At 65.9% G+C, this 24,642-nt stretch carries 23 protein-coding genes and 2 pseudogenes; 14 read left to right on the top strand and 11 right to left on the bottom strand.

Annotated features, from left to right (window positions below):
- Positions 1–244: 244 nt before the first annotated feature.
- From NFL01S_RS37350 to NFL01S_RS18465, 4 genes are all read left to right on the top strand, one after another.
- Complete coding sequence (locus NFL01S_RS37350) at positions 245–370, top strand: hypothetical protein (RefSeq protein ID WP_255218508.1); 126 nt, start codon at positions 245–247, stop codon at positions 368–370.
- A 1,194-nt stretch (positions 371–1,564) separates the two neighbouring features.
- Positions 1,565–2,761 (top strand): NAD-dependent epimerase/dehydratase family protein, encoded by a 1,197-nt coding sequence (locus tag NFL01S_RS18475; protein WP_062977012.1) that lies wholly within the window; start codon positions 1,565–1,567, stop codon positions 2,759–2,761.
- Complete coding sequence (locus tag NFL01S_RS18470; protein ID WP_062977010.1) at positions 2,758–4,662, top strand: hypothetical protein; 1,905 nt, start codon at positions 2,758–2,760, stop codon at positions 4,660–4,662. Before NFL01S_RS18475 ends, NFL01S_RS18470 begins: the two co-directional genes overlap by 4 nt.
- Positions 4,659–6,530 (top strand): glycosyltransferase family 2 protein, encoded by a 1,872-nt coding sequence (locus NFL01S_RS18465; protein ID WP_062977008.1) that lies wholly within the window; start codon positions 4,659–4,661, stop codon positions 6,528–6,530. The genes NFL01S_RS18470 and NFL01S_RS18465 overlap by 4 nt, the downstream gene beginning before the upstream one ends.
- On the opposite strand, the gene NFL01S_RS18460 is transcribed toward NFL01S_RS18465, so the two are convergent.
- Positions 6,531–7,106 carry an MspA family porin gene (locus NFL01S_RS18460; protein WP_062977006.1) on the bottom strand — a complete coding sequence of 192 codons (576 nt, stop codon included), beginning with the start codon at positions 7,104–7,106 and terminating at the stop codon, positions 6,531–6,533.
- A 157-nt stretch (positions 7,107–7,263) separates the two neighbouring features.
- On the opposite strand from NFL01S_RS18460, the gene NFL01S_RS35580 reads away from it, so the two are divergent.
- Both NFL01S_RS35580 and NFL01S_RS18455 read left to right on the top strand, forming a co-directional pair.
- Positions 7,264–7,401 (top strand): hypothetical protein, encoded by a 138-nt coding sequence (locus tag NFL01S_RS35580; RefSeq protein WP_157116685.1) that lies wholly within the window; start codon positions 7,264–7,266, stop codon positions 7,399–7,401.
- Between the two features lie 199 nt (positions 7,402–7,600).
- The gene (locus NFL01S_RS18455; protein ID WP_062977004.1) at positions 7,601–9,175 is read left to right on the top strand and encodes a DUF1214 domain-containing protein; all 1,575 of its coding nucleotides are present in this window, start codon (positions 7,601–7,603) and stop codon (positions 9,173–9,175) included.
- 283 nt (positions 9,176–9,458) lie between these two features.
- Here NFL01S_RS18455 and NFL01S_RS18450 read toward each other — a convergent pair whose 3' ends face one another.
- From NFL01S_RS18450 to NFL01S_RS18425, 6 genes and pseudogenes are all read right to left on the bottom strand, one after another.
- Positions 9,459–10,022 (bottom strand): hypothetical protein, encoded by a 564-nt coding sequence (locus NFL01S_RS18450; protein WP_245670777.1) that lies wholly within the window; start codon positions 10,020–10,022, stop codon positions 9,459–9,461.
- A 362-nt stretch (positions 10,023–10,384) separates the two neighbouring features.
- Positions 10,385–10,861: pseudogene (locus tag NFL01S_RS37655) on the bottom strand (FAD-binding oxidoreductase); the annotation flags it as partial.
- A 940-nt stretch (positions 10,862–11,801) separates the two neighbouring features.
- On the bottom strand, positions 11,802–12,020 hold the full coding sequence (locus NFL01S_RS18435) for a hypothetical protein (protein WP_062976995.1): 219 nt from the start codon (positions 12,018–12,020) through the stop codon (positions 11,802–11,804).
- Positions 12,017–12,337, bottom strand: coding sequence for a hypothetical protein (locus tag NFL01S_RS18430; protein WP_157116683.1), 321 nt, complete (start codon positions 12,335–12,337; stop codon positions 12,017–12,019). The genes NFL01S_RS18435 and NFL01S_RS18430 overlap by 4 nt, the downstream gene beginning before the upstream one ends.
- A 23-nt stretch (positions 12,338–12,360) precedes the next feature.
- A complete protein-coding gene (locus tag NFL01S_RS35575; RefSeq protein WP_157116681.1) occupies positions 12,361–12,537 on the bottom strand; it encodes a hypothetical protein in 177 nt (58 codons plus the stop codon).
- Positions 12,538–12,617: 80 nt separating this feature from the next.
- Positions 12,618–13,016: a RidA family protein gene (locus NFL01S_RS18425; protein WP_062977515.1), complete on the bottom strand. Its 399-nt coding sequence runs from the start codon at positions 13,014–13,016 to the stop codon at positions 12,618–12,620.
- A 133-nt stretch (positions 13,017–13,149) separates the two neighbouring features.
- Between NFL01S_RS18425 and NFL01S_RS18420 the strand changes: the two genes are divergently transcribed.
- From NFL01S_RS18420 to NFL01S_RS37345, 3 genes and pseudogenes are all read left to right on the top strand, one after another.
- On the top strand, positions 13,150–13,998 hold the full coding sequence (locus tag NFL01S_RS18420; protein ID WP_062976990.1) for a helix-turn-helix domain-containing protein: 849 nt from the start codon (positions 13,150–13,152) through the stop codon (positions 13,996–13,998).
- 133 nt (positions 13,999–14,131) lie between these two features.
- Positions 14,132–14,620, top strand: a complete 489-nt coding sequence (locus NFL01S_RS37005; RefSeq protein ID WP_210744696.1) for an oxidoreductase — start codon at positions 14,132–14,134, stop codon at positions 14,618–14,620.
- Positions 14,593–14,721 (top strand): annotated as a pseudogene (locus tag NFL01S_RS37345) (oxidoreductase); the annotation flags it as partial. The gene NFL01S_RS37005 and the pseudogene NFL01S_RS37345, both read left to right, overlap by 28 nt.
- Before the next feature lie 138 nt (positions 14,722–14,859).
- On the opposite strand, the gene NFL01S_RS18410 reads toward NFL01S_RS37345, so the two are convergent.
- The gene (locus NFL01S_RS18410; protein WP_062976984.1) at positions 14,860–17,976 is read right to left on the bottom strand and encodes an ATP-binding protein; all 3,117 of its coding nucleotides are present in this window, start codon (positions 17,974–17,976) and stop codon (positions 14,860–14,862) included.
- Positions 17,977–18,088: 112 nt separating this feature from the next.
- Here NFL01S_RS18410 and NFL01S_RS18405 point away from each other — a divergent pair, with 112 nt between their 5' ends.
- From NFL01S_RS18405 to NFL01S_RS18385, 5 genes are read left to right on the top strand one after another with little or no spacing between them, the layout of a single operon-like run.
- A complete protein-coding gene (locus NFL01S_RS18405; protein ID WP_062976981.1) occupies positions 18,089–18,661 on the top strand; it encodes an NADPH-dependent FMN reductase in 573 nt (190 codons plus the stop codon).
- Between the two features lie 14 nt (positions 18,662–18,675).
- Positions 18,676–20,094 (top strand): MFS transporter, encoded by a 1,419-nt coding sequence (locus tag NFL01S_RS18400; RefSeq protein WP_062976979.1) that lies wholly within the window; start codon positions 18,676–18,678, stop codon positions 20,092–20,094.
- Entirely contained in the window at positions 20,075–21,007 is a 933-nt protein-coding gene (locus NFL01S_RS18395; protein WP_280507550.1) for an NAD(P)-dependent oxidoreductase, read from the top strand. The genes NFL01S_RS18400 and NFL01S_RS18395 overlap by 20 nt, the downstream gene beginning before the upstream one ends.
- Positions 21,004–21,855 (top strand): arylamine N-acetyltransferase family protein, encoded by an 852-nt coding sequence (locus NFL01S_RS18390; protein WP_062976973.1) that lies wholly within the window; start codon positions 21,004–21,006, stop codon positions 21,853–21,855. Before NFL01S_RS18395 ends, NFL01S_RS18390 begins: the two co-directional genes overlap by 4 nt.
- On the top strand, positions 21,852–22,214 hold the full coding sequence (locus tag NFL01S_RS18385; RefSeq protein ID WP_062976970.1) for a hypothetical protein: 363 nt from the start codon (positions 21,852–21,854) through the stop codon (positions 22,212–22,214). Before NFL01S_RS18390 ends, NFL01S_RS18385 begins: the two co-directional genes overlap by 4 nt.
- A 364-nt stretch (positions 22,215–22,578) precedes the next feature.
- On the opposite strand, the gene NFL01S_RS18380 is transcribed toward NFL01S_RS18385, so the two are convergent.
- The 3 genes from NFL01S_RS18380 to NFL01S_RS36115 all read right to left on the bottom strand — a co-directional run.
- Positions 22,579–23,454 (bottom strand): tyrosine-type recombinase/integrase, encoded by an 876-nt coding sequence (locus tag NFL01S_RS18380; protein ID WP_062976968.1) that lies wholly within the window; start codon positions 23,452–23,454, stop codon positions 22,579–22,581.
- A 338-nt stretch (positions 23,455–23,792) separates the two neighbouring features.
- Entirely contained in the window at positions 23,793–23,999 is a 207-nt protein-coding gene (locus NFL01S_RS18375) for a helix-turn-helix transcriptional regulator (protein WP_245670776.1), read from the bottom strand.
- 10 nt (positions 24,000–24,009) lie between these two features.
- The coding region (locus tag NFL01S_RS36115) for a replication initiator (RefSeq protein WP_371851834.1) at positions 24,010–24,642 on the bottom strand (633 nt) is incomplete at its 5' end.

Here is a 24,642-nt window from a genome sequence, read left to right as displayed (position 1 = left end):
CACAGTCTCGAGCCGAAGCCTGATCGAAAGGTCGAGCATGCGCGGTTTCGGGTCGCGTCGTTGCGGGTATCGCCTCGGCAGATCACCGCATCTTCCCGGGAAGCTGCAGAGATCGAGAACACGCCGGTTCAAACGAGTAGCCTGCGCGTTCGCCCTCGCTTCAGCTGCGTCTGGCGCGGTTGCCGGCCAGGCTGTAGTAGTCGACGCCGGTTTCGGTGATGTGGCCGCCGAAGGTGAGCGATCGGTGATCGCTGCCCGTGGTTTGAAGCCGCTCGGACAGGTACCGCAACATCTCGAACTCGCCGAACCGGAACCGATGGTGAACCGAGCGACAATCGCCGAACTCAACGACCAGGCCGAGTCCATCTGATCCATTCCCCGTGAACCGACCCCGAACCCGCACCTTCGGTCAAGTCGGCGCGGACCCTGTTCCGACAACCCGCCGACCAGAGTAAATTCCCAGGTCGTCTACTCTTCCCGTCTTCGATGTCTCCGCACAGGTATCGATGAAGATAGGAGCTACGGACGACCGGGTACAGGCAGATCACGATGCCTGGATTCGATAATCACCCACGATGACCAGGCGTTTTCTGGTTGTCCATGTTTTGTGTGTCCTGCCGAGGGCACAGACCTGAAGCGTGTTTACGCAGGTAGAAGCGGTCCCCTTTTCCACGCATGCGGCGACGGCTCAGAAAACCACAGGTCATGCGTCGCAGGTCCGCGCCTTGGGGGGTTCCTGACAGCTAATCTTGCAGGTCAACGAGCTGAAGGGAACCAGAGCCACTCAGCTGGATAGCCCCTGCCGCGACACGCTCCGAACTGGTCCCTTCGGGCACGCCGGCAATGCCCGCTGAGCATTCTCGGCCACCGTCGCGGAAGGCCCCCGGGCGCGGAGTCACCGACAACGGAGTTCGTCGGTACCGAAGCACCGATCGGACGAATCGGTCGTCGGCCTGAAGGGTGACCTGCTCGAGATCGACCTCTACAACCGTCCCATACGGATACTGTGCGATTAACTGGACCCGATCGGCGTGTCCAGGACCTGCGCTGCGGCCTCCACGCCCCACAACCATCCGGCCACTGGCAGACAGCTCGGCCCCGATCATCGTGATCATTCAGCCGGTTCACGAGTCCCCTCAAGCGTATTCATCCACGCCCACAATTCCCATAAATGGGAGTCACTCACTCGGCTCCTGACATATGTCACAAGAGACACGTCCCGGAGCGCGGAGGAAACGATTTCGTGTAGATCGCACTACAAAGGGTCGAAGAAAGGAGTCGGGGGACGCCCCCGCTGCGTAGTCTGTCGAAACAGTCGGACCTTCCTCAACAGAGGTGTTTGGTCTTTCCTGGTTCGGATACACAACTGCATCGCTCGCCGCTGTTGAGGCGGCGGCTACAGAATCGGCGATCTACACCCTCACACGAACTTCCATCTCCGGACCCGACACCTCACCGGGTGGTCGGCGAGGTGTGTCCAGATCGCCTCTTGGACGAAAGGCTCGCGCTGCGCGTCGATTCTTCGAGACCGCATGCGACCGCCCCCTCGAAGGGAAGGGATCTGATGCAAATCGTGGCGTTGGGTGGCGACGGGTTCTGTGGATGGCCGAGTGCGCTGCATCTCTCGGCGAGCGGACACGATGTGACGATCGTCGACAATTTTGTGCGGCGGCGCGCCGACGAGGAACTCGGTGTGCAATCGTTGACCCCGATCTGTTCGCTTTCCGAGCGAGTCCGGGCCTGGCACGAGGCCACCGGTTCCCGGATCGATACCGCCGACTTCGATGTCGCTCACGACTACGATGCGCTGGTAGAGCTGCTGCGGACCGTGCGCCCGGATGCCGTGGTGCATTTCGCCGAGCAGCGCTCGGCCCCGTATTCCATGAAGTCGCCGGCGCATAAGCGGTATACGATCGACAACAACGCCAACGCCACCCACAATCTGCTGGCCGCGGTGGTCGAATCCGGGCTCGATATCCACATCGTGCATTTGGGCAGTATGGGCGTATACGGTTATGAGACCGTCCCGGTGGACCTCCCGGAGGGATATCTCACCGTGAGCTACCCGGACCGGTACGGTGAGATGCACGATCACGAAATCCTTTACCCGACACAGCCGGGCAGCGTATATCACCTCTCGAAATCTCTCGATCAGTTGATGTTCCAATTCTTTGCCCGCAATGACGCCGTGCGCGTCACCGATCTCCATCAGGGAATCGTATGGGGCACACAAACCGCGGAAACGGAGCGAGATCCCCGCCTGGTCAATCGTTTCGATTACGACGGCGACTACGGCACGGTGTTGAATCGTTTTCTCGTCGAGGCCGCGATCGGCTACCCCTTGACCGTGCACGGTACGGGTGGGCAGACCCGGGCGTTCATCAATATCGGCGATACCGTGCGCTGCATTCGCCTGGCCGTGGAATCGGGCGATCGGGTGCGCGGGCGGGTGCGGGTGATGAATCAGATGACCGAGACCCACCGGATCGCCGAACTCGCCGATCTGGTCGCCGCGACCGTGGGCGGCGAAGTGAGCCGGGTAACCAACCCGCGCCAGGAGGCGGACGAGAATGACCTCGCGGCCCGTAACGACAGCCTGCTCGACCTCGGGCTGGAGCCGATCATGCTCGATTCCGGTCTGTTGTCGGCGGAGGCGAAACTCGCGCAGGCCTACTGTGACCGGGTGGACCGGGACCGAATCCTCGCCCGTTCCTACTGGAACCGTAACCGCAGGTCCGCGGTCGAAGGGCGCACCGATTGAGCCAGGACCAGCCGCCGGACCGGCCGGCAACCGAGCCCCCGGGCCGGGCGGGCGCGACCGAGTACTTTCCCGGTGAACGCAACCGTGTCGTCCCGCGTTCGGCCTGGTGGGTTCTGGGCATCGCGCTGGCTGTCCTGGTGTCCTTCGTGTTCTTGCGGCCGGAGTGGTTCACCCGCGACGCGGACGATAAAAGTCTCGATGTTCCGGCCGATCGGCATTTCACGAAGACGCTCGCCGGGTCCGGGCATGCCGACGGTGCCTGGTTGACCGACGACTCGCCGTCGACGAGTTTCCTGGTCCGCCTGCCCGCCGATTCCGCACGCGAGGAGACTCGGCTGCATCTGACCGGTTCGTCGCAGGTCGCGGCCGACAGCACGGTTTTCCTCAGTGTGTCGATGGATGGTCAGCAGGTATACGAGCAGAGATTGTCCACCGGTGAGCACGGGATCGATGCGTATATCGCTATCCCCGATCAGATTGCCGGTGACGGCCGGGTCCGGATCCGGATCCATGCGGAGGGGACCCGGCACGGCGAGACCTGTACACCGGATCATTCGGCGGGGATGCAGATCCACCTCGGCTCGGACTCCGTGGTGGAGGCCGCACTCACCGAACCGTTGCATACGGTGCGTGATGTCGTGGCGTCCTGGGACCGCCGAGTGACAATCGTGCCGGCCGATCCGGGAATCCCCTGGCGAACGACTGCGGCGCAGCTGGGTATGGCATTGATCCGGTCGGGACACGAGGTGTCGTTCGCCGAAACACCGCCCGATACCGACGTGGGCGACGCGATTCTTGTCGGTCCGGCGGCCACATTGGCAGACCGTTATCGCTGGACACCCCTGGGAATATCCGGGCCGGGTATCGCGGCGGGAACGGTCGGGGATAACACCGCGCTCGGCGTCACGACCCCGGACGGTACACTCGTTTCCCAGTACCTGACAGAAACGGTGGTGAGCACCGCCGATTCGGCGATCAGCGATCCGGCAGCCGTCACGACGACCCCTCGGCCGGCCGGAGACGAGGTCTCGCTGGAGTCTCTCGGCGCGGATATGTCGGCCGCACAGATCACCGAGGCTCGCCGCTGGCACCTCCGGTACTCCCTCTCCGACCTGCCCGGCGGCCGCATTCCCCGGGCAGTCCGGGTCGAGATGCAGCTGCCCGCCTCGCCACCGGACCTCACCTGGCTACTGAACGTCGAACTCAACGGCAGGCTCGTCGGCAGTCGGCCGTTGAACCCGACCGCGGGCACGGTCCGCGTCGAGCTGCCCCCGCAGGACGCATTACTGGGCAACACCTTGACCCTCTCGGTGGCACGCGACCGGAACCTCGGTGGGTGCGATGTTCGCGTGACCAGCTATCCGATACAGCTGAAGCCGGGCGCGGCCCTCGAACTCGGTGACGATCCCGGTGCCGGATTCACCGCGTTACCTCGTGCGTTCGCGCCGGGGTTTGCGATCTACTTGCCCGACGACGGCGGGAATCCGGTCCAGCAACTCGACGCGGTGGTACCGGTGCTCACCGAATTCGTTCCTGCGCAGTACACCCCAGAATTCCGCTGGGGACAGCAGCCGTCCGGGGATGCCCCGTTCATCCTGGTCGGCCGGAGTCCGGACGTCGTGGCGCCGGCATCCATCCAGGACGGCCGCATGGTAGCGGGCCCGGGTGGTTCGATCTTGAACATCCCGGCGTTCGACAACGGATTGCTTGTCGAAGTGGTGACATCCGGGGGACAGATGCCGGGGCTCATGGTTCAGCACACCGGCCACATCGTTGAAGCCCAGCTCCCGGATTTCGGCCGGGAGGCTGCTGTGGTGGTGACGGAGCAGGGTAGCTTCGCGGTCGGCGCGGACGGATCCGTGCTGCCGGCGACACCGGTACGCGAAATGTCACCCCGATGACCGAGGTCGCCGAACCGCCCGCAACCGGTGCGATCGCCGACCACTTCCGGTCGGTGGACAGCGCACCGGCCGGATACGCGGTGGACCGGCCCGCCGGCGGCGTCAACGGGTTCCTGGTGACCTTCACCGGAATCACGATTCTGGCGATGTGTGTGCGTACCTTCCTGGCCCACTCCGAGGTGCTCGACGCACCGAACGACATTGTGATCCTCGCCGGGGGCCGTGGTGATGTCCAGTTCCCGTTGCGGATGTTCCTGGTCGTGTTCTTCGTGACCTATGCCCTGCGCGCATACACGAACATCTGGCGCCGGCTGTTTCTCGTATCGTCCATGCTGGGAAAGTTCTTGCTTTTCTGCGTCGTGGTCGACACCGTTGCGTGGCTGTTGCACGATGCGGGCATTCTCTCGATTTCGGTTTTCGGCGCGCAGATGGTTTCCGGCCTGGTCGCCCTGGCCATTTTCCCCCATACGGTCCTCCGTCAAGCCACGCTGCCTGCCCAAGGCCCGCGACCGCTCGATCCGGCGATACCGCCGACCGCGTTCCTGACACTGGCCGGTTGCCTGCTTTTCTCGGCCGCCGGCGCCGTGATCGCGCTCCACATTTTCGGTGCCGCCGTGGACATCCTCAAAAACTGGGCAATTCTCGGCGGCCTAGGCGCCGGCGTATTCCTCATGCAACAGATACTCGCGGCGAGCACCGCGCTCTTCGGCGCCCGGGCCCTGGCCCGGTCACGCGGGCATGCGTTCGCCCCTCCCGTCGCGGTCCTTGTCCCCGCACACAACGAGGCACACAGCATCGGCGCCACCATCGCCTCGGTGGAAGAGGCGGCGACAACCTACCCCGGCAGGATCCACCTCTGCGTCGTCAACAATGCCTCGACCGACACGACGCATACCGTCGCCGAGACGGCCATCGCGAAATGCTCCCACATCTCCGGTGAGGTCCTCGAATGCCCGACTCCAGGCAAGGCAATCGCCCTCAACATGGGAATCGAGCACCTCACCGAGGAATTCGTCGTCCGCATCGACGCCGACACCGTCATCGGCCCTGGATGCCTGCGGACCGCGATGCGGCATTTCGCGAACCCGAACGTGGGCTGCGTCGGCGGAATACCGATGCCGGCCGAAGAGAAAACCTGGATCGACAAATGCCGATTGGTCGAGGTCTATATGCGCCACGGGTTCTTCCAGGTATCGCTGGACGGATACCAGGGCGTCATGGGCATTCCTGGAATGTTCGCCATCTACCGGCGCAGCCAGGTCCTGCGCGTCGGCGGGATGGTCCAGGGGATGAACGGCGAAGACACCGATATCTGTATGCGCCTCGCGGCAGCCGGATACCACAATGTCGCCGATCCGACGGCCGTGTACTACAGCGAGACACCCGCCTCGTTCGCTCACCTTCGTGAACAACGCACCCGCTGGTTCCGAAGTATCTATCATCTCAGCGCCCGCAACCGCGCCATGCTGCTGGACCGGCGCACCATGATCGGGACTTTCGTGCTGCCGTTCAACCTGGTCAACGCGGCTCGCCGCGCCATGCTCGCCCCGTTGCTCATCTATGCCGCGATCGCGGGCTTCGCGTTCCACTCGACATTCACCTCGATGCGCTGGCAGCCGATCGTCGCCACGCTCCTGGGCATGTCGATGATCATGACCGTCGGCGTGTGCCTGATGTGGCGACCGAGCTCGGTGAAGTACATTTCCGCCTACCTGGCGTTCCGTGTTATGCGGAGCTATTTCACCCTTGCGGCGACGCTCACTCTCGTCTACCCACCGATAATCCCCGGCCGCCCCGCTGTCCTCAGGCGAGCGCGAAAAGCCGCCGAGGGTCGCAATCCCGTAGCGTCCAGCGCCCGCACCGAATGATCAGATCCACAGCGGGTCCCCGTATACGACACCGTATTCGTCGATATCGTTCGATTTCGCCTGGATCTGTGTGTACTGGCGGATCACGGCCGGACCGATACATCCATTGATCACCAGATGAACGTCGTGGTAGACAACCTGCCCGGGAACGCCGGATTCGATCTTTTTCTTGATCAGCTCGACGTCCGCGACCTGCCCTGGTACCACTCCGACCGAGAAACCACCCGGACCGCTCGTCACCGACCCCCGCCCGGACGATCCGGTCAGTTCGACCGCGCACCCGACGTGATAGCCGACCTCAAGTTCACCGCCGCCCGAATCGACCGAGCTGTAGGCGACACCGGACACGAACAGCTCGCGCACGGTGCCCGAAGCGTTGAGCGGCGGGACCTTGTCGATCTGCTCATCGCGGTGACCCACGACGAGAGTGGGGCCGCCGTCGGTATGAAACGCTTTCTCGTGCGGTGGCAGGTAGACCACTTCCGCGTGTCCGGCCGGTGCCGCCACGATGGGTGCAACAAGAAGCACCGCCACTCCCAGCGCACGCCGAAAAAGACTGCTCGAGGTGGATTTCATGCGCGGGACTGTAACAGAGCACGTCCGCTGGACATCGTAACCCGGCAGGTCGCGTGGGCCGGCCCGGTTGCGCGAGCCGATGCGGCGCGGTCAGCCCTGTTTCTGGACTGTCGGTGGCTGCCAGCTCCGGTCCAGGATCGGGCCACTGGGTCCGTAGGTGCGGAGCACCAGCCAGAACGCCGTCGAGGCCCGCGGGATATCGCTGGACGTGGACCGGCTGAACCTGGAGCTGGCCCTGACCGCCTGTCGATGGCTCGGCCGCTCGGTGCTCCCGGCCGGTCAGCTGCGGGCCTGACGACGGTCGCCCAGTTTGCGCATCACCGCGAGCAGTCCCAGGCCCGCGGCGGGCGCGATATCGATTCCCCGGCATGAGCATCCCGCGCCACCGCGGGAGGACGGTAGGGGCAACAGTGTGCACCGGCTAGTGCCAGCACACCAATGCTGCCCGTCGCTCTTGTCGCCGAGTTGTATGGGCCGCCGCCCGCGCTCCACATATGGGCCGCTCCGTTCGGGCGCGCCGGATCCGCGGCGGCCGGAAATGCGGGCACGATGTCTTCTGGAGTGCATACGAACCGTATTGGCGATCGATCGTCGGAGGTGTGCTGGTGGACTTCATGGACAGGTACCGGGCGTTGGCGGAGCTGCCGATGGAAGGCGGATATCCCACCTCCGATGCGGCGGAAGCCTTGGCCGCCGAGCTGTTCTTCCAGCGAGCGGTTCAGGTTTATCTGTGGGCTCTGCCCGCGGTGAACCTTTTCGCCATGCGGGAGAGCATCGGGCACGATTTCGGGCACGGCTACAACGTGATGGCCGTCTACGAGAAACGGCTCAAACCCAATACCGCAATCACGACCCCGAACTCCGATGTGATCTACGGACTGTGCTTCGTCGATCTGTCGGAGACGGGGCCGCTGGTGATCGAGGCGCCGGAGCGCGTGCAGGGCCTGGTGGACGACGCATGGCATCGGCCCCTACCCGGCCCGCGCATCGAGGAGGTGCAGTATCTCGCCGATATCGGCATACCGGGTCCCGATCAGGGCAAGGGCGGAAAATATCTGATCGTTCGCGAGGGCGACGACCCGGGTGTCGATCAAAGCGGCTACTACGTCTTCACGAGTCCGACCAACGGAATCTACCTGCTGTTACGTGGTTTCTTCCGTTCGGTCGACGACCTCGCTCCCGGCGTGGCCAGTATCGAGGGGATCACACTGCGGCCGTTGCACGGCCCGGCCGAGCCGATGGTGCATGCGCATGCCTCGGATGTGTGCGCCGACGCGATATTCGCCCACGACTTCTCCTACTTCGAGATGCTCGACCGGATGATCCAGAGCGAGCGCGACGACCGGATCGACCCCTACATGCACGGTGTGCTCGCCGCACTCGGTATTCGCCGGGGTCGCACATTCGCACCCACCGGACGGCAACGGGAGCTTCTCGACCTCGCGGCGAAGACGGCGTGGCGCATGGCGAAACGAATCGCGGCCGACTTCGACCGAGGCGAGGATGCGCTGTGGTGGGCTGACCGCCACTGGATAGCCCACGCCCGCACCAGAACCGACGACTTCTACCGCACCCTGCTCGACGAGACCTTCCGCGACCGCGATACCGGCCACACCGATGTCGACGCGAAAGCGCACATGTTCATAAACCATTTCTCGATCTCGACCGGGATGATGAGCGTTACCCCGGGTAAAGGCGCCAAGTACTGCAACGCCTACAAAGACAGCGACGGCCGGTATCTCCGCGGGGAGAACACCTATCGGATCGACCTCCCGGCAGGCCCACCGGCGAGCATCCTCTGGTCGCTGACCATCTACGACGCCGAAACAGCCTCCGGAGTGGACGCGGACGGGCAAACCTACCCGTCGCTGAACTCCATGGATCCGATCACCGGCAACGACGACGGCACCTACACCATCCACGTAGGCCCGCAACGACCCCGAGAAGCAACGAACTGGCTGAAAACCGTCCCCGGACGCGGCTGGTTCGGACTACTGCGCTGGTACGGACCACAACCGGAGTTCTTCGACCGCCGCTACAAACCCGGCGATTTCGTCCGCATCGAGTGAAGGGCGTGCACGCCGATCCCTCGACGGGCATGAACTTGCATATACCGGCCGAGGTAGGAACCCACGAAGAACAATCAGTAATCTGCCATCAGCAGTTCGATGTGCCTTCATGATCACCGACGGGTCCGGCCTACAGTTGGTGTTCGGCTTCGATCACCAACTGACCACCCGATAACCGCAGGTCGCGCACGTTCCCATCTTTGACGTGCCCCGCCGAGGGCACCGAATTGGACACCTGGAACGGTTCCAATCAGGTCACAATTGCGAGCACACATGTCCGCGGTTAACGTTGCCGCAGGTCAGAGATGGCGAAGGTGTCAGTGGCCCCGAGGCGGGCTGTCAGCACCGCTGGATGTGGATGTGCCCCTACCAGGACAGCCGACCATCTCGACCGGGTCTGTGATCGCTCACAATCCTCCCAATTCGTCGATATCCAGGCGTTCAGACCCAGGTCAGCGGCACTGAAGGCGGCCGCCACCACGACCGGGTCGGTGTGAGCACCGAGGAAATTCAGCATGCTGCCCCTGTCGAGGCGGCGGACTCGGTCCCGGGCCGAAGCGTGCAGGGCCCGGTCGGCATCGTGGCGGGGGTCGATGGCCGAGCCGAGGTAGACCGTGAATTCGGCGTCGCGTCCGCCCACGACATTCGGCACTTCCGGCGGTTTCCGGTACGCGCCGCCGTGGTGGCGTAGTTCGAAACTCAGTGGTTCGGCGGCGCCCGGCCCCGCGATCGACAGAATACTGTCGACATCGGCTTCGTCGAGAGGTCCGCTGTAGAAACCGGATTCGTGCACCGTGTACCGCCCGACCGGTTCGTGATGGACCATGCCGATCTCGGTGTAACGCATCGGCCGCACCGTGTCGAGCACCGGCGGCCCGACCGCTCGAATCGGCGCGAGCAGAGATTCGGCCCGTTCGGGCGCGCCGAAATAGGCGATGCGCAGCTGTGCGATGTAGCTCCGGGCGGATATCGGGATGATCCGAGCAGGAAGATCGATGTGGCGAGGGTGTTGGGAAGGTCGCCGGTCCAGCGGATATACCGGTTGAGCAGCTCCCGCGCTCGACCCGCCGGAAAGTAGAGGCTCCCACCGTAGAAATCGGTCACGGGGAAGAGACCGATCTCGATCTCGGTGGCGATCCCGAAATTGTCCTTGCCACCGCGGACCACGTGGAAGAGCTCCAGGTCCGTGGTCGGTGAAATCGTGCGAACCACGGAGTCGGCGGTGACCAATTCGATGGAGTGCACGTGGTCCGCCGCGTATCCGTACTGACGGCCCAGCATCCCGACGCCGCCGCCGAGGACGTACCCCATCACCCCGACATGTGGACTCGATCCGTTCAACGGCGCCAGACCGTACTCGGCCGCCGCGGTGATCACCTCACGCCAGCGCACTCCGGCGCCGACCCGCGCCCGGCGCCGGACCGGGTCGATCGCGATGCGCGACAGTCGCCCGGTGGTGACGAGGACACCGTCAGCGGCCCGCGACATTCCGTGCCCGGTGGACTGAACCGCGACCGACATGCCTCGCTCACTCGCGAAGTTCACGGCCTCTGCCACCTCGGCCGGCGATGCGGCCGGACACACCACCCGTGGGTGGTGGACGACCGAGTGGTTGTCGGTGTGGAGTTCACTACGGTAGCCCTCGTCGGAAGGGCACAGCCAGGTCGCTATCGGGGATATACGCATTCACCCTGGTCCGGACTGCCGGGTGAGAGAAGGACGGCATAATCCAGGCGGGCGGCGGGACCGCCCGCTCCTACCAGAACCGAGGTCGTATTCACGTTCCGGACGATATGGGCACAACCGCCGCCGGTCTTGTACGAAACGGACACGACCGCAGCCTCCATGGAGGCTGCGGCGAGACGTGCCGGATCGTGCCGGTTGAGTCCGAATCCGAAGCCGGCCTCGGCGAGCCTGCTCGCCGACCGGCCTGTTGACCGACGTCAACAATGTGCGCCGACGACGGTGAGATGCGAATCCGCACTCACGGATCCACCTCGTAGAAGACGAGACCGTCACGTCACCCTCTACTACTCCAGCGTTCTCGGCGCCGGAGCGCACCGGTTCCGGGACCCGGACGCGGACTCAGACGAGGGTGTGTGGTTCGGCACCTCCCCGCCGGCGAAGTCCACTGCCGCGGACCGCCGGGTCACCGCGGTGGTGCGGACGATACTGGCCGGCGTCGCGGTGCTGCCCCTGCTCGGGTATCGCCGCGGAACTCTGGAAACGGATGTGGATACAACTCGCCCCCGGCACCCATCACGTCTCGATTGCACTCGACGCACCCCGGGCCGAAACCGGGCCGACAACAGAATCGACCGTCCGCGAGTTCGACCGGGCGAGATCACGGTCGAACATCGGGCTATCCCATTACCCGGGCCGGGATTCTGGAATATCGGCCGGCCCGATGCGACCAATCGAGGGCCATAGCTGCGCCCACGACGTCGTCAAATCCTGGCGGAGGAACACCCGGGTGCCGTTCTCCTGATTCTCGATGCCGTAATCGTTGTGCACGACGGCGACCTCGGTAAGCCGGCCGCATGCCTGCTCGGTCCACGCCGGGACTATCGCTGGATGCATCGGTACCCATGACGACGGCCGTTGTGTAGCGCTCGGGCGGAGGCCCTCACCAGCCATACGCCTGATGCCCACTGTAGACAGGCAGAAATCGCATGTCCTGGGCGGAGAAGTCGGGACTTAACTGCGCGATCGCCCCGGCCTGACCGTAATTATCCGCCACCACAACAGTTTCGGCGCGCACGTCTATCGGTAGTCGGTCAACGACCTCGGCGACTGTGCGACCCATCTCCGGCCAACCGATCTTTTCACCGATTTCCCCGTTCACACCGACCAGAGGGTGTCCGCGAGCGCCGATACCGGCCGTATCGGCAGCGAGAACACCGCTGCGTTCGCGGCCGACACGGCAACCAGCAGGCCCACTGCCAGTGTGCGTAGTTGTCGAGCGCCGGCGGCCATCCACTGCGAGGCAGCGACACCGGCCGCGGCCAGCAATGGCGGGTAGGCGTCGACAAGATAGTGCAGCTGACCGCTGGTGACCAGAAGTAGTCCCAGCAGTGCGAGGAACGCGACACCGAAACTCACCGCCGCCAACACCACCCCGACCGGCACCCACGGGCCGCGTAGTACCTTCCGCGGACCCATCGCGACAACAATGCCGAGCACAATCATGCGGCGTACACGGCGATGAACACCCGGTTGAGCAGACCGAGCCCGAGCGCGATCCCGGCGACCGCCCACAAGCGCCGATCACCGGTACGCACCACACGCGCGACGAAGAACACGAGGGCGGCGAACGCGATATCGAACGTCGCCGTCGACAGGATATGGCCGGAGACCGACACCAGGACCGAGCTCGCCGCGGTCGCCGCGGCGAAGAATTCGGGGTCTCACATCCTCCTATCAACGCACGCAGCATGGAACATTATTCAACCGGGCAGAGGGCGATCGCTTCGATTTCGATCTGCCATTCCGGCTGGGCCAGCGCAGACACCTCCAAGAGGGTATCCGCCGGATAGGGCTCGGCAAGAAACTCGGCGCGCAGTTCGAGGACATCAGGGAGATTGGTGGCCATGTCGCGCACGAAAATGCCGACCTTCACCACATCGGCCAGCGTCGCGCCCGCCGCGGCCAGAACGGTCTCGACATTGCGGAAGGCCTGGCGCCCTTGTGCACGGAAGCCTCCTGGCACTGTCGTGCCGTCCTCGGTGAAACCGGCCTGGCCCGATACATAGATCATTCCGTTGGCCACGACGGCCTGGGAGATGCGATAGGGGTGATACCAATCGGGGTCGGTGGCGATCTTGTGGATTCGGGCGGCCATCGGGCAGTCCTTCCGCTGGTCGGTACGCAGTGTCAGCACTGAGCTTGACCAGCGTCGGCTCGGACAGCCAGCTCCTGATGCACCAAGGACTGGTCAACCTGGGTCCGACGGACCCACCTTATGATCGTCCTTTGTGGGCGATGTTGAGCAAATCGGCAGTTTTCTGTCCTCGCGCCGTGGGCGGCTACGGCCGGAAGACGTCGATCTCCCCTACTTCGGCACCCGGCGGCGCGTGCCTGGCCTGCGTCGCGAAGAACTCGCACAAATCGCCGGTATAAGCGCCGACTACTACGCCCGTTTGGAGCAGGGACGGCTGGAGAACGTCTCCACTGAGATCCTCGACGCTGTCGCAACCGCCCTGCAACTGAGCCCCGATGAGCGCATTCACCTGCACAACCTGGCACGCCCACCGTCGCCGGCCGACCTCGTCGAGCCGAATTCGCCGACCTTGCGCCCGGCCCTGCGCGTACTCTTGGCCGCACTCGAGTTCGTGCCCGCCTACATCATCGGCCATCACACCAATCTGCTGGGCTGGAATCGGGCGGCGGAATTGGTCTTCGGGATCGATTTCGCCGAGTTACCGGGCGAGCGGCGCAACTGGACGCAACTGGTCTTCCTGGATCCCCGCATCCGCGCGCTGTTCGCCGACGAGTACCCCGCCCTGGCTCGCCAGGTGGCCACCGATCTGCGCTTGCGGATCGGCCACCGGCCCGGTGATATCACCCTCACCGCGCTGATCACACGAATGCGTGCGGCCAGCACACAGTTCGACGAGCTCTGGACCAGCCATGATGTCAACGATGTGGCGTTCGGCACCTATTACATCGAGCATCCCGAGCTGGGCCGGATCGAGCTCGACTATGAGTTCTTCTCGCCGATAGCCGATCCGGGGGTCCGCGCTCTGGTGACCTACACCGCCAAGCCCGGTAGTCGCACCGAGCAGGCGTTGCGCACGCTCATCGAGCGCGACCGGCAAAGCTAGGTCTGCCGGACCCAGGCTCTCGGAACAGTGGTACGCCGGGCACTGGTGCCTGTCGACACGGCCGGGAAAGCTCGTCGTCGCGTGCTCGGCAGGGCGCCGTGCACGCGGCCCCACCAGACGAGGAGTTGACCCGTTGACAACCACAGGACGCGATCTGACCCACCCGGCCCCGGAGCCGTTTCACCTCGCGGCGCTACCGCTACGCAATCGCCTGGCGGTCGCTCCGATGACCCGCGTATCCGCGACACCCGATGGCAGGCCGACCGCGCAGATGGTCGATCACTACCGTGAATCCGCTTCGGGCGGTTTCGGTTTGATCACCACCGAGGGCATCTACACCGATACCACTCACAGCCAGGGCTACTTCAATCAGCCGGGCCTGGTGACCGACCAGCATGTCGAGGGTTGGCAGGCTGTGGTCGAGGCCGTCCACTCCGGCGGAGCCGCGATAACGGCCCAGCTGATGCATGCGGGCGCGATCTCGCAGGGCAACTCCCGCGGTTTCCAGCCCATAGGCCCATCGGCAGTTCGGCCACGCGGACAGATGATGGTCGATTACGGTGGAGCGGGTGGCGCGTGGGTGTGCCCCGAGAGATGTCGGCAAGCGATATCGACGACGTAGTCGGCGGTTTCGTCACCGCCGCCGAGAACGCGCGAGCGGCCGGCTTCGACGGTGTCGAAATCCATGGCGCGAACGGTTATCTGCTCGACCAGTTTCTCACCGACTACACCAATCAGCGCACCGACGAGTACGGAGGATCGGTGACGAACCGTATCCGGCTCACCGCGCGCTTATCGCAGATGAGAGCTTCCCCAACCAACGTCGTGCGCTTTCAGTCGCGAACTCGGCTGAACTCCGGATCACTCGGCCGCGTGAATGGCCGCCGCGATGCGGTCCACATCGGCGCGTTCCCGTTCCGGCAGTGGCGCTCCCGCGGTGTCGCGTGCCGCAGTGGCGTCCGCGAGCAAGGTTCTCGCCTGTTCGACATCCCGCGCGAGGGCGGCGGCTCCGGCGAGTCCTTCCAGCGCGAGAGCTATGGCGCGGGGGTCGCCGGTGTGCCGGGCTACCGCGATCCCCTCTTCGTGCAGCGCGCGTGCCTGTTCGGGATCGCCGCGCAGTTCTGCGATGAAGCCGAGTTCGGCGAGGCTGTGTGCGACGCCCGGTGCATAGCCGACTTCCCGATTCCAGTCCAAAGATGCGCGGGTGTGGCGTTCGGCATCGTCGAGGCGGCCCTCGCGCCGGGCCCCGATGCCGAGTCCGACCTCGGCGAAGACCCGGCCGAGTTCGTGGCCCTGGCGCACCGACAGCTCGAGCGCGCGTTCGTGGAGGCGGCGCGCCTGGTCCAGATCGCCCGCGAGCAGGGCGAGCCGGCCCAGCCCGGACAGCATGTCGGCGACCTGCGGCCAGAGCCCCAGCTCCTCGGCCTGGCACAGGCCGTCGCGGCGCAGGCGAGCGGCTTCGGAATAGTCGCCGATGATCTCGGCGTGGCGGGCGAGTAGCTCGGTGGCGCGCAACTGTCCCCACCGATCACCGAGGCTCGTGAACATCCGCGCGCTTTCGGTGGCGTCACGGGCCATGGCGGGGAGATCCCCGCGCAGCATGGCATGGTGCGCGGCGCTGCTCAGGCCCGCGGCGACACCCCAGTGATCCCCGACTGTACGGAATCCGGCGAGCGCACGCTGCGCAAGCGTATCGCTGGCCGCTTGGTCTCCGCCGCCGAGCAGCACCTCGGCGAGTAGCCATTCGGCGAACGCGCGACCCGCCGGATCGTCCACCTTCTCGAACCCGGCCAGCCCGGCGGGCACCAATCCCGAACGGTTCGCGTCGCCGCCGCCGAGCAGCATCAGCGCCGACCGCCAACCGTTGGTCCTGGCCCACAGCACGGGCGCGGCCTCGCGGGAGGTGTCCAGCGCCGCGTCGAGTAGTCGGATGCCCTCGCCGATACGGCCGCGCAGGAACCAGTACCAGGCAATCGATTCCACCAGGCGCAGTGCGACGACACCGCCCCCGCGACGCGCGGAATCCTCCACGGCAGCACGCAGGTTCGCGTATTCGACGTCCAGTACCGTGAGCCATCGCCACTGTTCGGCGCCGCGTAACGCATCGCGTGCTTGTTCGGCCAGCGACGCGTAGTACTCGTTGCGAAGCTCGTGGACGAGGTCGGCCTCGCCGGCCTCGCTCAGCCGTTCCGAGCAGTACAGCGCGACCGATTCCAGCAGCCGGTATCTCGGGCCGTCGTCGGTGTCGGTCGTTGTGACGAGCGAACGGTCCACCAGCCGGGCGAGCAGACCGAGGACCCGTCCACGGGGGAGCTCCCCGATCCCGCAGAGGCGCTCTGCCGCCGCCAGTCCGAAACCGTCGGCGTGGACCGAAAGACGTCGCAGTACAACCTGTTCCGGCTCGGCGAGCTGTTCCCAGCTCCAGTCGATCACCGCGCGCAGGGTTTGCTGGCGACTCGGCCCGCCGCGGTGGCCGGCGACCAGCAGGTCGAACCGATCGTCCATCCGGGCGGCCAATTCCCGCACGCCGAGCGCCCGCACCCGTGCGGCCGCCAGCTCCAGTGCCAGCGGAATTCCGTCGAGCCGGCGACAGATGGTGGCGACGGCCGCAGCGTTTTCCGCATCGAGGGTGAATCCGGGCGCCGCGTCCGCCGCGCGTGCGGTGAACAGGCGGATCGCGCTGAATCTCGGTAGCGAGTCGGGGCCGATATCCGCTGGGGAGTAAGGCAATTCGAGCGCGGCCACCGGGTACACGGCCTCGCCGGCCACACCGAGTGCTTCGCGGCTCGTGGCCAGCACGCGCAGTTCGGCAACCGAGCGCAACAGCCGCTCGGTGAGTTCGGCGATCACGGTGACCAGATGCTCGCAGTTGTCGAGGACCAGCAGCACCCGCTTGCCGCGTAACGCGCTGATCAGCTGGTCGACCGGGCCGGCGGGGGAGCGGACGTCGTCGCGGATGCCCAGCACCGCGTGCACAGTGTGACCGACGCTCGCGCGCGCGGCGGCGGTGTCGTCGATCCCGGCCAGCTCGACGAACCACGCGCCGTCGGGCCAGCCGGGGAGCAGTGAGTGCGCCACCTCGAGGGCCAGGCGCGTCTTGCCGACACCGCCGGGCCCGACCAGAGTCACCAAGCGATGTGCGCCGACCAGCGTCCGCACGTCGCGCACTGCCTCGGCTCGCCCGATCAGCTCGGTGAGCTGGCCGGGCAGGTTCGTCGAGGTGGCCGAGCGGGGTGCGAGCAGCGGGTCCTGGGCCAGGATCGCCCGGTGCACGGCAACGATCTCGGGACCCGGATCCACGCCGAGCTCGGTGCGCAATCGTGCCCGCAGATCGGTGAACTCGGCCAGCGCCTCACCCTGCCGCCCGGCCCGATACAGCGCCCACAGCCGCGCCGCGCGCAAGCGTTCACGCAGTGGATGTTCAGTGACCAGCGGTGCCAATTCGCTTGCCAGAGCGGCATATTCGCCGAGTACGAGCAGCGCCTCGGCCCGGGATTCGACCGCGGATAATCGCAGTTCGTCCAGCCGGGCGATCTCTATCTCCGCGAACTCCGCGTCGGTCACCTCTCCGAACGCCGGGCCACGCCACAGCTCGAGCGCGGTGGTCAGGGTATCGACACGTTGCCGGGGGTTCGGGGCGACGTCGGCGAGCATGTCCTCGAAACGGCCCGCGTCCACCGCACCGGCCGGCACGTCCAGGCTGTATCCCGCCGGCCCCGACACCACGAGGGCCCGCGCATCCGGCTCGGCGGCGGCCAGCGCACTGCGCAGTTGCGAGACCTTGACTTGAAGCGCGGCCGCCGCATCCCGCGGAACCCGCCGCGGCCACAGAATCTCGATGAGCCGATCGGTCGACACCGACCGCCCACGATGCGCCAGGAGCACGGCCAGCACCGTGCGAACCTGCCCGGCCGGGATCTCGACCTGCTCGCCCTGGTCCGTCCACACCGTCAAGGGGCCGAGCACACCGAACCGCATGACCGTGACAATACGTACCCGCTTTCCGGGCCGTGTAGGGCGTCTGTAGGGCCGGCGTAGGCCACACCGGCGAAGGTCGTGACGACAACGACCCGACCGGAAGGCAGGCCCGATGCCCGCAACCGATCTCTTGCGCGTGGCGATCATCATCGGTAGTACCCGAACCCAGCGATTCGGGCCGAAGGTCGCCCGCTGGTTCCACGGTCAGGCCGTCGAGCACAGCGGGCTCGACCTCGACCTGATCGATCTCGCCGAGACCCCGCTCCCCGCCGACCTCGACCAGCCCGACGACACGGTCGCGGCCCTGTCGAAACGTCTGGCGAGGGCCGACGCCTTCGTCATCGTCTCGCCCGAATACAACCGCGGCTATCCCGCCGCGCTCAAGACCGCCATCGACTTCTACGTCGACGAGTGGAAGGCCAAGCCGGTCGCGTTCGTCTGCTACGGCGGGGTCTCCGGCGGTCTGCGCGCCGCCGAACAGCTGCGCCAGGTGTTCGGCGAACTGCACGCCGTCGCGATCCGCGACACCGTCAGCTTCCACTCGTGCTGGAACAAGTTCGACGACGCCGGTCAGCCGCTCGACAGCGCCGGTGCAGGCGCCGCCGCCACCGCGCTGCTCAACCAGCTCACCTGGTGGGCCCGCGCGCTGCACAACGCCCGCGAAGCCCGGCCCTACCCGCTGTAGAGAAGGACACCGTCATGAGACGTCCCGCCACAACACTGGCCCTGCTCGCCTTTTCCAGCCTGATCACCTCGCTGGACTTCACGATCATCTACGTCGCCCTGCCCGATATCGCCCGCGACGTCGGATTCTCCGGGCATTCCATGCAGTGGGTGGTCAGCGCCTACGCCATCTTCTTCGGTGGACTGCTGTTGCTGGGCGGACGTTCCGCGGACCTGCTCGGCAGGCGGCGGATGTTCGTGCTCGGCATGGTGGTGTTCGGTGTCGCGTCGCTGCTTGGGGGCCTGGCCACCACCACGATCGCGCTGATCGCTGCCCGCGCGATCCAGGGCATCGGCGCTGCCCTGCTGTTCCCCGCGACGCTCTCGCTGGTCAACACCATGTTCGAGGAGGGCAGGCAGCGGATCCACGCGCTCGCGGTGTGGGCCATGGCCGGCGCGGGCGGGCTCAGTCTCGGTGCCCTGCTCGGCGGCGTGCTGACCAGCGCATTCGGCTGGCAGGCAGTGTTCTTGATCAACGTGCCGCTGGTTGTGTTCGGCGTGGTGGCGGCGTTCCCGCTGCTGCGCGCGGACGGTCCGCGCGATCAGGGTCGGTTCGACGTGCCCGGCGCGCTCACGGGGACCGTCGGCGTGACGCTGCTGGTGTTCACCGTGGCGCAGGGACCGGAATCCGGATGGACCTCGGTTCCCGTCCTCGGCGGTGGCGCGCTCGCGGTGGCGCTGCTGGCCGCGTTCCTGGTCATCGAGTCGCGCAGCGACAGCCCGCTCATGCCGCTGCGGCTGGCCCGCGCGCTGGGGCCGGTGCTGGCCGTCATCTTCGTCTTCGGCGCGACCATGCAGAACATCGTCTACTTCCTCACGCTGTTCCTGCAGAACGTGTGGAGCTACAGCGCGCTGGTCACCGGGCTGGTGTTCCTGAGCCTGTCGCTGGTCATCGCGGTCGCGAACTTCGTCGCCGAGCGGCTGATCGTGCGGCTCGGCATCCGCGCGACCCTGATCGCCGGGCTGCTGCTCGGCGCGGTGGGCGGCGCCCTGCTCGCCGCCGGGATGGTCGCGGACGGTTCCTATCGCACGATCGTGGCCGGAATCCTGGTATATGGGGCCGGGATGGGCACGGTCTACCCGACCATGTACGCCGCCGCAGGCACCGGTGTCGCCGAACAGGAGCAGGGCACCGCGGGCGGGATGGCCAACACCGCCATGCAGGTCGGGATCGGCGCCGGACTCGCAGTGCTCGTCGGCATCGCGAACGCGGGCGCGACAGGTCTCGACGGTGACGCACTGCCGACGGCCACCGCCGACGGTCTGCGCAGCACGGTCATCGTCGCCTCCGCTCTCATCCTGCTCGGCCTCCTCACGGCCTGGTCGCTGCCCAATCGGCGCGCGCTGCCGGCCGAGGCCGCCTACGTCACACCTCTTGACCTCAATAAAAGTTGATGTTGCACGGTCGTCTACCAAACAACGAGATCGGAGAATCATGACAATCGCACTGCTCGGTTTGGGTGAGATGGGTTCCGCGCTGGCCGCCACCCTGCTGGCGGCCGGGCACCCGCTCACCGTCTGGAACAGGTCCCCCGAGAAGGCCGAGCCACTGGTGGCCGCGGGCGCCCGGCTCGCGGAGTCGCCGGAAGCGGCGGTGCGTGCGGCCGAGTTGGTGATCGTCAACGTCCAGGGCGGCGCAGCGGCCGAGAAGCTGCTGCGGGCGGCGGGTACCGCCCTGGGCGGGCGCACCGTGGTCAACCTGACCGACGGCCCGTCCGAGCAGGCCGGGGTCGCGGCGGATCTGGTGACCGGCCTGGGCGCGGACTACTTGCACGGCCAGATCATGACCGTCGCCCCCGCGATCGGCTCGCCGGACGCGGTGATCTTCTTCGGCGGCCCCCGACAGGTCTTCGACCGGTACGAACCGGTCCTGCGGGCACTCGGCGGACGCGCGACCCACGTGTCCACCGACCCCGCAGTACCACTGCTGTACGGAATGGCATTCCACGACATCATGTGGGGTCTGCTGAACGGGTTCCTGCACGCCGCGGCGCTGCTGCGCGACGCCGGAATCCCGATCGGCCGCTACACCGAACAGGCGGAGCCGTCTCTGGCGGCGCTGCCGTCGCTGTTCGGGCTGTTCGCCGGGGAGATCGACCGTGCCGAATTCGCCACCCCGTTCGGCGCCCTCAAACACCACCTGCCCTCCATCGACGATGTGATCGCAGAAAGCGAGGCCCGCGGAATCGATATAGCGTTACCGACCTACACCAGGCGACTCGTGGCCGACGCCCTGGTCGCCGGCCACGGCGACGACAGCTACTCCCGGCTGGTCGAACACTTCGGCCGCCGACTGGGCCGCGCATGAGCACCTGGCGGGGTGCGGACCTGGACCTGGACGCGTATCTGGCCCGCATCGGCTTCACCGGCGTGCGTGCACCGACCCTGGCGACATTGCGCGATTTGGTCTATCGGCACACCACGACCTTCCCTTTCGAGAACCTCGAGATCATCCTGGGCCGGCCGGTCCGGCTGGACGTGGAGTCCATGCAGGACAAGATGGTTCGACACCGCCGAGGCGGCTACTGCTTCGAGAACTGCGCGTTGTTCGCCGCGGTGCTGGAACGGCTCGGCTTCGGGGTCACCGGCCTGGCCGGACGGATCTTCCTGGGCGCGGACACCCGCCTGCTCCCCGCCACACACGCCCTGCTGCACGTCACCACGACCGATGACGAACGAGGCTGGTTGTGTGATGTCGGTTTCGGCTCCGGACCGCTGGAACCGATCGAACTCACCCCCGTCGACGGCGAACTCACCGCTGGTGCATGGCGATTCACGCTGGAACGCGACACCGATGTGCTGGGCGGCAGCTTGTGGACCCTGCGCCACTTCTCCCGCAACGGCTGGCTCACTCGTCGCACTTTCACGATGAACCCGCAGTACCCGATCGACCAGGCCGTCGGCAACTACTACGTCTCGACGTCCTCGCATTCGCCGTTCACCACTCGCCCCATCGCGCAGCGCCTCCACCCAGAGGTTCACCACATGCTCGACGGTCTCACCCTGCACACCAACTACCCCGACGGCACCGGCGAGACCCGTACGGTGCGATCTTCCGATGTTCCGAAGCTCCTCACCGAGATCTTCGATATCGAAACCGACGCCGCTGATGCGGCGAAGCTCGTCAACCACCTCGACACAGGAGAACTTCAATGAAGAAGAACATCGTTTCGGCAGCGGGACTCGCGACCGCCGGTATCTCGGGCCTGGCCTTCGTCGCGATCATCGGTTCCGGCACCGCCCAGGCCGCACCCCGGGACTGTACCGTCGAACGTGACCTCTTCGGCGCCTCGGCGATCTGCCGGCCCGACGGCGGCAGCAACTACGTCCTGCGCGTCGAATGCCTCGGCCTCTACGCCAACGGTCCGTTCCCGCTCTACGCCGTGGGCCCGTACCACACCCTCAGCTACCCCTTCACACCGTCCGGCGACCGCGTCACCGCCGGCTGCACCGGGGCAGGCCCCGGCATCCTCGCGGTGGCCACCAACGCCTATGTAGAGGTCTACCAGCGCTAGCGCACCCGGACCTGAGTCCCGCGCCGGGGCATCCGATCACGCACCAGCTCGGCGTCGGCACCGGAAGCTCGGTGGGCGGTCACCGGTGGCGCGGTGACCGCCATGGCCCTCATTTTCAGATCGGTGAGATGAGCACTGTGACCGAATACGATCCGCGGACTCCGGGCAGAGATGGGAACTTCGTGCGAATCCAGGAGCCTGTCCGTTCGGTGGAATCGCTCGAATCCTGGTCGGCGTCCTCAGGGGATAGCCCCGGCTCGGTGTCGACGAAATCGTCAGACTGGGTGCACGCCCCCGATGACCAGGCGTTTTCCAGTTGCCCATGTTTTGTGTGTCCTGCCGAGGGCACAGACATCTGTGCAGGTCAGGCGGGTTTCTTCTCGAAGCCTTCCTGTCCCGCCACTCCCCCAGCCCGCAGCCAGTCCGCAGCGAATCCAGTCCGGGCCGAGTCGAGTCTTGTGGCCACGTCGTCCAGGTCGTCATCGAACAGGTCCGCGTAGAAGTCCAGCGTGGTACTCGGCTTATCGTGGCCCAACATCCGCTGTAGTGCGAGCACCGAGGCCCCCTGCGACACAGCAAGCGAGGCGGCGGTGTGCCGAAGCTCGTGCGGAGTGATTCCCGCCAACCCCGCAGCTTTCGCGGCCGGATCGAACCAATCCCGCCGCATGTTCCGCACCCGCAGGATCGCCCCCTGTGACGAGGTGAAGACCTCCGCGTCATCACTTCGGCCGGCCACCCGCTCTTTCATCGGCTCGACCAGGAATGCCGGGAACGCGACACTTCGACGCTGGTGATCCTTCGGGGCTTTGATCACCAGGTGCCCATCCACCTCGGTAATCGTCCGCTCGACCTGGATCCGCTTGCGCCCGAGATTGATTGCCGAGGCTTGCATACCCGCAAGCTCAGCGAATCGCAGGCCGCAGTAGGCCAACACCATCACCGTCAGCCAGTTGGAACCAGCGCACTCAGCCAGCCGCTCTACCTCGACGCCGGACAGATAGCGCCGTTTGGCAAGTCGCTGTTTCGGCCGGTCCAGGGTGCGACACGGGTTGACCGCTATCTTGCGAGTCTTGACCGCGTGATCACAGATCTGGGACAGCACACCGAGGTTCTTCCGGACGGTGCCACCGGCCGCGCCCGCAGCTACCTGGGCAGTGACCCATGCCTGTAGCTCGTCGTGCATATCCACCAGATCAGCGAGCCGCACGCTGCCCCACTTCGGGAGAATATGCCGCTTCACAATCGACTCATACCGCGACCGTGTGCCACGTTCCCATGAAGGATGTCCCGCCAACCACGCTTGTGGCACCACATCGACGGTCACTCGCCCAGCGGACGGCGGAGCATGCAGTCCCACGACCACTGCCGAAGTCTGGCCGTCCAGCCAGGTTTGGGCGTCCGTCTTTCGGGCGAAACTCCTCGCGTGCTCCTTCCCCGCGCCGTCGACATACCGAGCCATCCACCGCTTACCCGTTCCATGGCGCGTCGAGGGAACTCGCCGGACCGTACCGTCCTCCTGGCGCTCCTCCCTGGTCCAACGGTCTTCCACCCCGGAGCGACGATTACGACGGGCAGCCATCAGGCGGCCTCACCGGTTCCGGTCAGTTCCTCCTGCACAGCGATCCAGGCCAGAACCACCGACTTACGCCACACCCGCCGACGTGGTCCGAGTTTGAAGCTTGCCGGGCCACGACCGACATGTGCCCACCACCGCCAGGTAGCTTCCGGAATGCCGGTCAGCGCCTCGCAGTCCTTGGCCCGCAGGTAGGTCTCTTCCTCGTTCACCATGTTCTCCCTATGCCGCTTCCAGAATTGCCGAATGTTCTTGGAGTGCTGGTGGACCGGCCTCCAGCAGGACGCGGGTGTATTCCGCGCGCCAGACTTTGCGTTGAGCGACGGCCGCCATGATCAGGTGATCGCGAGGTGGGGCCGATTGGTCTCCGGGTTTGACCACCGACAACTTCAGGTTCGGGGCGTCGCGTTTGACGATCCCGACCGAAGCGAGGAGTTGCCGAACGAATTCCGCGCGGTCGGCCTTGTGGTCCGGAAGGGTCTTGCCCGACCACTGCCGCGAGACCTGCACCCGCTGACCACGCACGCCGAGGGTGTCTCGCCGGTGGGCTTTGCTTTTGCACCGGCCGGGGATGGTCTTCTCATTCGCGCCGACCGGGACGATGCCGTAGCGCAGCCAGACCGGGCAGCCTTTCGAGCACGGGGTGTGCTGAAGCTCTTCGTGCAACCGGTCATAGTGCCGACGGGTCCGCTCGGAGTCGGTTTCCAAGACTTCCGCGATGGACTTCGTCAGGTACTTGGTGACATAGCCGACGGTGCGGTCAGCCTTGCGGCCCGGGACCAGTCCCTGAATATCGGCGCGGTCCATCTGCTCGCCGAACCGGACCACATGGGCCGGTTCCAGGTCATCCACATC

This window comes from Nocardia flavorosea NBRC 108225, assembly GCF_001613385.1.
Classification (GTDB): Bacteria; Actinomycetota; Actinomycetes; order Mycobacteriales; family Mycobacteriaceae; genus Nocardia; species Nocardia flavorosea.
This window is presented reverse-complemented; position numbering and strand designations above follow the sequence as displayed.

What these genes read in the sequence shown, in the direction of transcription:
- NFL01S_RS18475 (WP_062977012.1), top strand. Translation starts at nt 1,565, where the DNA reads ATGCAAATCGTGGCGTTGGGTGGCGACGGGTTCTGTGGATGGCCGAGT.
- NFL01S_RS18465 (WP_062977008.1), top strand. Translation starts at nt 4,659, where the DNA reads ATGACCGAGGTCGCCGAACCGCCCGCAACCGGTGCGATCGCCGACCAC.
- NFL01S_RS18460 (WP_062977006.1), bottom strand. Translation starts at nt 7,106, where the DNA reads ATGAAATCCACCTCGAGCAGTCTTTTTCGGCGTGCGCTGGGAGTGGCG.
- NFL01S_RS18455 (WP_062977004.1), top strand. Translation starts at nt 7,601, where the DNA reads ATGGGCCGCTCCGTTCGGGCGCGCCGGATCCGCGGCGGCCGGAAATGC.
- NFL01S_RS18450 (WP_245670777.1), bottom strand. Translation starts at nt 10,022, where the DNA reads ATGCGTTACACCGAGATCGGCATGGTCCATCACGAACCGGTCGGGCGG.
- NFL01S_RS18430 (WP_157116683.1), bottom strand. Translation starts at nt 12,337, where the DNA reads ATGGGTCCGCGGAAGGTACTACGCGGCCCGTGGGTGCCGGTCGGGGTG.
- NFL01S_RS18425 (WP_062977515.1), bottom strand. Translation starts at nt 13,016, where the DNA reads ATGGCCGCCCGAATCCACAAGATCGCCACCGACCCCGATTGGTATCAC.
- NFL01S_RS18410 (WP_062976984.1), bottom strand. Translation starts at nt 17,976, where the DNA reads ATGCGGTTCGGTGTGCTCGGCCCCTTGACGGTGTGGACGGACCAGGGC.
- NFL01S_RS18405 (WP_062976981.1), top strand. Translation starts at nt 18,089, where the DNA reads ATGCCCGCAACCGATCTCTTGCGCGTGGCGATCATCATCGGTAGTACC.
- NFL01S_RS18400 (WP_062976979.1), top strand. Translation starts at nt 18,676, where the DNA reads ATGAGACGTCCCGCCACAACACTGGCCCTGCTCGCCTTTTCCAGCCTG.
- NFL01S_RS18390 (WP_062976973.1), top strand. Translation starts at nt 21,004, where the DNA reads ATGAGCACCTGGCGGGGTGCGGACCTGGACCTGGACGCGTATCTGGCC.
- NFL01S_RS18385 (WP_062976970.1), top strand. Translation starts at nt 21,852, where the DNA reads ATGAAGAAGAACATCGTTTCGGCAGCGGGACTCGCGACCGCCGGTATC.